This window comes from Halorubrum sp. B53, from assembly GCF_059752395.1.
This window is the reverse complement of record NZ_MWTH01000015.1, coordinates 758,086-765,679: the sequence shown is the minus strand read 5'-3', so window position 1 is coordinate 765,679 and position 7,594 is coordinate 758,086. Positions and strand designations below refer to the sequence as shown.

Below are 7,594 nucleotides of genomic sequence, written 5' to 3'. Positions count from 1 at the left end.
CTTGCTATCGACGGTTGATTGTGTAGGAGTTGTCGGATTCATCCTGACCCTAAAGGGTCAGGTATTCTCCTTGATTCTCTATAATACGCCGCGAGGGTTCCGATCCAGTCGTCGCGTTCGCCGTCGAGATACGCGGTCGCAACGTCGTAGTAGTCCTCGCCGGCGACCTGCTGTAAGCGGTACTCGAAGCTCTGCCGCATCTCGTCGAGCTCGTCCTCGTACACCTCCGTCAACGGGACATCCGGATCGTCGAGGAGCCTGCTTTTCCGCTCGCCGGCGTCCGCGATCCGCATCATGTTCTCGTGGAGGTCTCTCTCCGCGTTCACGTCCGGGAGCGGAATTCGAACCGCCTGTCGGCGCAGCATGTCCGTCCCGGAGCTCAATCTCTCGCGCCAATCCATGTCGGTACGCTCGTCTCAGATAGGTATTAAAATCCGAGGCCGATCGCCGTCGAGTCTCAGACCCGACCGACCGCTCCTTACGGATCGTCCCGCAGCCGGGGGCCGAGAAACGCCGCCGCGCTGTCACCCACGTCACCCGATCGCCCGACGAAGAAGTGGTCCGACTCGAACGCCTCCGTCTCGATCCCCAGCTCCTCGGCCCGCTCCACCACGGGCTCCCAGTCGGCCGTCGAGTCGCGGGTCGCGTACAGAATCCGGGCCGGTACGCCGAGGTCGACGAGGTCGTCGAGGGCGGCGACCGCGTCGGCGTCGGGATTCAGCCGCGAGGTCGGTGCGAGCGCGCAGACGCCGGCGAGGCCGGGGCGCGATGCGGCGGTCACGAGCGCGACCGTCCCCCCGAACGAGAAGCCGAACAGGCCGACGCGCTCGTAGCGCTCGACCGCCCACGCGACCGCGTTGTCGGCGTCCGTGCTCTCGCCGTACCCCTCGTCCCAGTCGCCGTAGTCGAAGCGGAGGCAGTCGATCCCCCGCCCGGTCAGCGCGTCGCTCGCGGCGGTCAGGCGCTCGTCGCCGCGGTGGCCGCCGTGCTGCGGGTGCGGCGGACAGGCGACGACGACGCTGTCGGCGCGGGAGCCGTCGTTCGCGTCGCCTCCCACCCCTCCGCCGTCGCCAGCGGCGGTGTCGAGCGTGGCCCGAACGTCGCGCCCGCCAGGGATCAGGACGGTCTCGCTCACGGTTTAAAGGGACACGTCGCCGCGTCAGGGAACCTGCGTCACGCGGTCGACGCCGTCGAGCGCGGCCAGGTCCTCGGCGAGCGCCTCCTGATCGACGTTCGCCTCGTAGTAGAACACTAGGTCGAAAGTGCCGTCGCGGAGGAGCTGCTGGCACTCCCAGACGAACTCCTCGCCGTCGAGGGTGAGCCCCTGAAACTGGTTCGAAGAGAAGTTCGTGTTGTCGTTGCCGGCCTCGATGTACGCTTCGCCCTTGCCGGCGCGGTCGGCGATGACATCGTTAGCGGCGACCGTGAGCTCGTGCATCTCTAAGTCCTCCTGCCCGCCGAGCGTCGTGTGGACGATACAGCCCACGAGTTCGATGTCGCCCGGCTCCAGCAGGGCCTTCGTCCGCGTGTAGAGGTCGGAGTCGACGGTCTCGCTCATGGGTAGTCGTTCCCGCTCCCGCGATAAACGGGTGACGGTTCACACGCGGGCGATATTTATCCGACCGTCGAGCCGGCACCGCACCGACTCAGTCCCCGAGGCGGACCACCGGTCCGTCGGACCGCTCGTCGATGTCGACCAGCCCGTCGTCGGCGAGGTCGTCGACGAGCCCGCGGAGCCACTCCCGCCCGTGCTCGCCGTCGGGCGCGTAGTCGACCCGGACACGGGGACCGAGCTCGTCAAGCGGCAGCTCGTCGTACTCGCCGAGCGCCCGGACGACCCGCCCGCGGAACTGCCGGCGGCTCCCCTCGAAGCTCGGCTGCTCCGGCACGTCGGGCGCGGTGAAATCCCCCGTCTCGTACGCGTGACACCGCCCGCGCCACGGGCAGCCCGCCTCGTCGCAGCGCGGGGTCGTCCCGCAGGCGACGCCCCCGAGCTCCATGATCGCGTTGTTCCAGACGCGGGACTCGCCGTCGGGCATGACACGGGAGGCGACTCGTTCGAACGCCGAATCGTCGTCGGGGACCGCGAACGCGCGGTGGAGCACGCGCTTCACGTTGGTGTCGACGACCGCGTCGCCGTTATTGAACGCGAACGACGCCACCGCGTCGGCGGTGTACGGGCCGACGCCCATCAGCTCCTCCAGTTCGTCGGGCGACTCGGGGAACTCGCCGCCGTAGTCGTCCTCGACCTGCCCGGCGGCCTCGTGGAGGTACTTCGCGCGGTTGTTGTAGCCGAGCGAGTGGTCGGACCAGAACGCGACCACGTCGCCGCGGTCGGCGGCGGCCAGGTCGGCCGTCGTCGGCCACTCGTCGATGAAGTCCTCCCACGCGGGGACCACCCGGTCGAGCTGCGTCTGCTGGCTCATCACCTCGCTGACGAGGATCTCGTAGGGGTCCTCCGTCCGACGCCACGGGAAGTCGCGGTGGTCCGCCTCGTACCACTCGATCAGCGCCTCGCGGACTGCGTCGAGATCGGCCGGCAGCTCGGGGGCGTCGCCGTCGGCGAGCCCTTCCGTGCCGCCGTCGGTGCGGAGGGCGCCGCCGGGGTCACCCCCCGTCGCGGTCGCGTCCGGATCGGTCATTACCCGTGGTCGGGCCGGCGCTCGTTTATCGGTGCTGGTCCTCGCCGCGTTCGACCGGGGTCATCGAGCGCGGGTCGCGGTCCGGCCCCGGATACTCGCCGCCGACGGCCTCGGGGTAGAGGTTCTCGGCGGAGAACACGGTCGCGAACGCCCGCGGCTCTCGGACGCTCACGGGCAGCCGGTCGCGGAGTCCGGCGGCGGCCCCTGCCCCCGTGAGCGACGGGTCGAGGCTCACGACCTGCATCGCGGCGCCGCGGTACGCCGACGCCAGCGCCGGGTGGTCGCCCGCGGGGTGCGCGACCGGCTCGCGCCACGCCTCGACCGCGTCGCGCCAGTCGGCCGCGAGGTCGGCGTCCGCGAGCGCGGCGATCACCGCCTCGGCGTCGTCGAGGAGGGCGTCGCTGGCGACGAGCGTCGTCCACGAGTGGGCGCGCAGCGGGTCGAGCGCCTCGCGGGCCGCGCCGCCGACGAGCAGGTCCGCCGCGAGGACGTCGGCGTCGGCGACGACGCGGGCCGGGCTCGGCTCGCGGTCGACCGGGGAGACGTCGGCGTCGGAGGCACCGCTGTCGTCGGAAGCATCGCTGTCGTCGGAGGCACCGCTGTCGTCGGAGGCATTATCAGTGGTGTCGCCCCCCCGAGCGGCGTCCTCGCCCTCGGGCTCCGATCGGCGATCCGCGAGCGCGACGCGCACTGCCTCCTCGGTCGCGTCGGACGCGGCGGCCCGCTCGAACAGGTCGGCGAAGGTCATGGTCGGACCGTGGTCGGCGACGGATTTCCGAGTTGCGACTGCGAGCGTGGCCGACCGTCCGCGACGCCCGCCAGCGCCCCTCGACCGTCCGCGACGCCCGCCAGCGCCCCTCGACCGGCCGGACTCGACGCCCTCACTCGAGGCGGTCCGCGAGGTCGTGGAACCCCTCGATTACGACGTCCGGGTCGGGACCTAGCTCCTCCGTCGGGAGCGTCTCCCCCGGGCGGGAGACCCACGCGGTCGACATGCCGGCGTGTTTCGCGCCCCAGACGTCGCGCATCCCGCCGCCGGAGGCGTGCAGTATCTCGCCGATCGGCGTGTTGGTCCGCTCGGCGGCGTGCTCGTAGATTCCCGCCTCCGGCTTGTACGTCTCGACCTCGTCGGCGCTGATCGCGTCCGTCACGACGTCGCCGAGGCCCGCGGCCGCGACCAGATGCTCTAACATCTCGGGCGACCCGTTCGAGACGATGTACACCTCGTAGCCCGCGTCGGTGATCCGGCCGATCCCGTCCCCGACGTCGTCGAAGATCGACAGCTCATCCTCGTAGACGGTGCGCCGGATCTCGTCGCGTGTCGCCTCCGGCACGTCGTACCCGTTCGCCTCGAGCGCGTATCGGAGGCCCTGTCCGATGAGCTCCCAGAACGGCTGGTAGGCGTCGATGTCGTTCGCGATCATCGAGTACTGGAGGTACTGCGCGCGCCACAGCTGCGAGACGCTCTCGGCGTCGTCGAGGCCGTCGACGTGCGCCTCCAGCACCGCCTCCTGCGAGCCGATGTCCACGAGCGTGCTGTACGAGTCGACGGTGACCGTCGAGACGGAATCGAAGTCCATAGTCATGGTACACCGACCCACGTCATAACCGTGGTGAATCCGGCGGCGACGGCGTCGTTTGACCGACTGACCGTCGCAGATCAGCGGAGTGCTCGACCAGTTATAACCAGGCGCGGCTCCGTGGAGCGCGCGGACCGCAGAAAGAGCCTAGGCCGGGATTTGAACCCGGGCTCTCGTCCTTACCAAGGACGCGCTTTACCGCTAAGCTACCCAGGCACGCAATCAGTCGTTGACCGGATTCGACTTTATGGGTTTCGATCCGCCGCCGAGTCGTCGCCCGATCCGGCTCCCCCGCGGTCGCGCGACCGGCCCCTCGCCGATCGGCCGCTCACCGGTCCGTCGCGCTCACGGCGCGGTCCGAGATGTCGGCGATCCGGTCGGCGGTCGCGTCCGGGAGCGCGCGCCCCGGCGGCGGGAACTCGCCGTCGTAATCGGCCGCGAGCTCGCGGGCGTACGTCAGCAGCTCCTCCGGCGGGTCGCCGCCGACGGCCGTGGTGCCGGCGACGACCGCCAGTTCGAGGGCGTCGACCTCCAGGTTCCGGTCGAGCGCGGCCGCCGCGGCGGGGTCGGTCCCATCGCGGTCGCGGAGCGTCTGGTCTCGGCCGAACGCGCGCACGACCTCGACCGCGGCGCCGGCGGCGTCGGTACACGCCAGCAGCGAGAAGCCGCGCGAGACGAGCACGTCGGCCGTGAGCACGTCCATGTCCGCGTCGATGTCGGTCTCGCTGGTGGGCGCGGTCACCCACGGCTCCTCGTGGGCCACCGTGCGGGTGAGCCGCAGTCCCTCGTAGATGAGCTGCACGCCCGCCGCCCGGTCGACGAGCTCGTCGAGGTTCACGTCGGGGTCGACCGCCCGGGCCGTGACCAGCGCCAGCACACCGGGCGTCACGGCGGCGTCCAGAATGCGGTTCTCGAGGGCCTTGCGCAGTTGCTCGGGCTCGACGTCCGCGAGCGCCTCGTGAGCGGCCTCACGCGCTCGCGCGGCATCGTCCATTACCACGAGATAGTCGAGCGAAGGGCAAAGACCTTTGGAAACGACCGGGATACCACGCCGTGATCCGCACCCAAACCGACGACCGCGTCCGCGTCGTCACGATCGACCGCCCCGAGCGGCGGAACGCGCTTCGCCCCGAGGACCTCGACGCGCTGCGGAGCGCCGTCGCCGACGCCGAGACGCCCGTCACCTACCTCCGCGGCGCCGGTGACGCCTTCTGTGCCGGCGCCGACCTCGACGTCGTCGCCGACCTCGACGCTGCCGACGACGCGGCCTCGTTCGCCCGGCGCGGGCAGCGCACCGCCGCGGCCGTCACGGACGCCGACACCGTCGTCGTCTGCGGGATCGACGGCGCGGCTCGCGGCGGCGGGGTCGAGCTCGCGCTCGCGGCCGACGTCCGGGTCGCCACGCCCGCGGCGACGTTCGCAGAGCCGGGCGTCGAGTTCGGGCTGTTCGGCGCGTGGGGCGGCACGGTCCGACTCCCGCGGGCGATGCGCGAAGGCGACGCCCTCGACTTCGCGCTCTCGGGGCGGGTCCTCGACGCCGACGAGGCGCTCCGGACCGGGCTCGTCTCCCGGGTCGTCGACGACCCGCGCGCGGTCGCCGACGAAATTGCGGCCGGCAAGCCGGACGCGCTTCGGACCGTCAAGCGTCGGGTGCGCGACCGGCGGGACGACGCCGCGCAGGCGGACGCGGAGGCCGAGGCGTTCGCTGCCCTCGTCCGGGCGCACGGGGCCGAGATCGCGGCGTCGCGGACCGAGTGAGTCCCCGAGCGAACCGGGACGACCCCGCCGCCGTCCCGATGTGACAGGTTTAAGTGGACCTCCGACCAATCATCGAGTGCGAAGCACGCACCGGTAGTGTAGTGGTATCACGCAACCTTGCCATGGTTGCAACCCGAGTTCAAATCTCGGCCGGTGCACTCCTTTCAGTCGTGTACCGCCCTGACCCCCCGCTCGTTTCACTCGCGGGGAGTCTCGGCCGGTGCATTTGTAACTGACTTCTGCGGTCGACGTTCGTCTCACTTCGTTCGACGAACTCCCTGCAGGCGGCGCACTTCTGACTGACTCCGACGGGAAGCGTCGCCGCCCGTCAAACCGGCGGTCGGGCCGCGAGCGCACCGGCCGTCGGCGCCGCAAACCTGTTCGTTTAACCGGCCGTGCGTTGTTGTTGCGAGTATATGGTCGAGGTCTTGCTTCTCGTCGGTTTCGTGGTTGCGGCGTTCGTCGGGTACAACATCGGGGGCGCCACGACCGGTCCCGCGTTCGGGCCGGCCGTCGGGTCGGGGGTGCTCTCGAAGGCGGGCGCGGCGGCGCTGATGTCGGTCTTCTTCTTCGTCGGCGCCGGGACGCTCGGACAGCGCGTCGTGACGACGCTCGGTGAGGACCTCGTCACCGGGGGGAGCGTGTTCACCCTGGAGACGAGCATCGTGGTCCTCTTTTTCATCGGCGGCGCGCTGTTCGTCGGGAACTTCGCCGGCGTCCCCGCGTCGACCTCGATGACGGCGGTCGGGGCGATCGCGGGGCTCGGCCTCGCCACCGGCACCCTCGACAGGGCGGTGATGGGGGAGATCGCCATCTGGTGGATCGTCGCGCCGATCATCGGCTTCTGGGTCTCCGGGGTCGTCGGGCGCTACTTCTACCCGGCCATCGACCGGTGGGTCGCGATAGACAGCACCGACGGAGCGCTGTTCGAGTTCGACCGCTCCGGGGCGATCCCGAAGCCGGTCGCGGGTCCGAACACGACCCGGCGCGAGCTCGTCGGCGGGTTCGTCGTCATCGCCATCGGCTGTCTGATGGCGTTCTCCTCGGGGACCTCGAACATCGCGAACGCGATCGCGCCGCTCGTCGCGCTCGACGGCGTCGAGATGACGCCGATGATCCTCCTCGGGAGCGCCGCGGTCGCGGTCGGCGCGTTCACGATCGCGCGGCGGACGCTCGACACGCTCGGCAACGACATCACCGACCTCCCGCTGACCGCGGCGATCGTCGTCGCCTGCGTCTCCTCCGGGATCGTGATCAGCCTCTCGGCGGTCGGGATCCCGGCGTCGTTCGTCATCATCGCGACGATGTCGATCGTCGGGCTCGGCTGGGGGCGCGCGACGCGGACCGTCACGGTGCGGCAGGGGATCAGCGGCGAGAAGGAGCCGAAGGTGTCCGTCGGCGCGCTGAAAGCGGACGAGACGGGACCGATCGGCGAGGGCGACCCGACCGACATCCCCTCGGCGTCCGACCTGTTCAACCCGAGCACGAGCGCGCGCGTCGTCCTGATGCAGAACGTGGTCCCGATCCTCTCGACGGTCGGAGCGCTCGTCACGTTCACGCTGCTGTTCCGGTTCGTCTGGTAAATTCGGACTCCTTTTTCCGAGCCGCCTCCCG

9 protein-coding genes and 2 tRNA genes are annotated in these 7,594 nt (G+C 70.6%); 3 read left to right on the top strand and 8 right to left on the bottom strand.

Annotated features, from left to right (window positions below):
- Positions 1-38 precede the first annotated feature (38 nt).
- The 8 genes from B4V06_RS16450 to B4V06_RS16415 form a co-directional block, all read right to left on the bottom strand.
- Complete coding sequence (locus B4V06_RS16450; protein WP_498170642.1) at positions 39-401, bottom strand: hypothetical protein; 363 nt, start codon at positions 399-401, stop codon at positions 39-41.
- Positions 402-478: 77 nt separating this feature from the next.
- A complete protein-coding gene (locus B4V06_RS16445; RefSeq protein WP_498170640.1) occupies positions 479-1,135 on the bottom strand; it encodes a CocE/NonD family hydrolase in 657 nt (218 codons plus the stop codon).
- A gap of 24 nt (positions 1,136-1,159) precedes the next feature.
- A complete protein-coding gene (locus tag B4V06_RS16440; RefSeq protein WP_498170639.1) occupies positions 1,160-1,558 on the bottom strand; it encodes a DUF5778 family protein in 399 nt (132 codons plus the stop codon).
- An 88-nt stretch (positions 1,559-1,646) separates the two neighbouring features.
- The gene (locus B4V06_RS16435; protein ID WP_498170637.1) at positions 1,647-2,642 is read right to left on the bottom strand and encodes an HhH-GPD family protein; all 996 of its coding nucleotides are present in this window, start codon (positions 2,640-2,642) and stop codon (positions 1,647-1,649) included.
- 25 nt (positions 2,643-2,667) lie between these two features.
- Positions 2,668-3,390 (bottom strand): DUF7384 family protein, encoded by a 723-nt coding sequence (locus tag B4V06_RS16430; protein ID WP_176329392.1) that lies wholly within the window; start codon positions 3,388-3,390, stop codon positions 2,668-2,670.
- A 133-nt stretch (positions 3,391-3,523) separates the two neighbouring features.
- On the bottom strand, positions 3,524-4,228 hold the full coding sequence (locus B4V06_RS16425; RefSeq protein WP_123113037.1) for a haloacid dehalogenase type II: 705 nt from the start codon (positions 4,226-4,228) through the stop codon (positions 3,524-3,526).
- Positions 4,229-4,366: 138 nt separating this feature from the next.
- Positions 4,367-4,438 (bottom strand) — tRNA-Thr (locus B4V06_RS16420).
- A 112-nt stretch (positions 4,439-4,550) separates the two neighbouring features.
- Positions 4,551-5,216, bottom strand: coding sequence for a DUF7114 family protein (locus B4V06_RS16415; RefSeq protein ID WP_123113036.1), 666 nt, complete (start codon positions 5,214-5,216; stop codon positions 4,551-4,553).
- 59 nt (positions 5,217-5,275) lie between these two features.
- Here B4V06_RS16415 and B4V06_RS16410 point away from each other — a divergent pair, with 59 nt between their 5' ends.
- From B4V06_RS16410 to B4V06_RS16400, 3 genes are all read left to right on the top strand, one after another.
- A complete protein-coding gene (locus B4V06_RS16410; RefSeq protein WP_123113035.1) occupies positions 5,276-5,980 on the top strand; it encodes an enoyl-CoA hydratase/isomerase family protein in 705 nt (234 codons plus the stop codon).
- Between the two features lie 87 nt (positions 5,981-6,067).
- Positions 6,068-6,138, top strand: a tRNA-Gly gene (locus B4V06_RS16405).
- 258 nt (positions 6,139-6,396) lie between these two features.
- The gene (locus B4V06_RS16400; RefSeq protein ID WP_498170636.1) at positions 6,397-7,563 is read left to right on the top strand and encodes an inorganic phosphate transporter; all 1,167 of its coding nucleotides are present in this window, start codon (positions 6,397-6,399) and stop codon (positions 7,561-7,563) included.
- Positions 7,564-7,594: the final 31 nt, after the last annotated feature.

Coding starts and splice junctions, on each gene's coding strand:
- B4V06_RS16425 (WP_123113037.1), bottom strand. CDS start 4,228: ATGACTATGGACTTCGATTCCGTCTCGACGGTCACCGTCGACTCGTAC.
- B4V06_RS16435 (WP_498170637.1), bottom strand. CDS start 2,642: ATGACCGATCCGGACGCGACCGCGACGGGGGGTGACCCCGGCGGCGCC.
- B4V06_RS16430 (WP_176329392.1), bottom strand. CDS start 3,390: ATGACCTTCGCCGACCTGTTCGAGCGGGCCGCCGCGTCCGACGCGACC.
- B4V06_RS16400 (WP_498170636.1), top strand. CDS start 6,397: ATGGTCGAGGTCTTGCTTCTCGTCGGTTTCGTGGTTGCGGCGTTCGTC.
- B4V06_RS16440 (WP_498170639.1), bottom strand. CDS start 1,558: ATGAGCGAGACCGTCGACTCCGACCTCTACACGCGGACGAAGGCCCTG.
- B4V06_RS16415 (WP_123113036.1), bottom strand. CDS start 5,216: ATGGACGATGCCGCGCGAGCGCGTGAGGCCGCTCACGAGGCGCTCGCG.
- B4V06_RS16450 (WP_498170642.1), bottom strand. CDS start 401: ATGGATTGGCGCGAGAGATTGAGCTCCGGGACGGACATGCTGCGCCGA.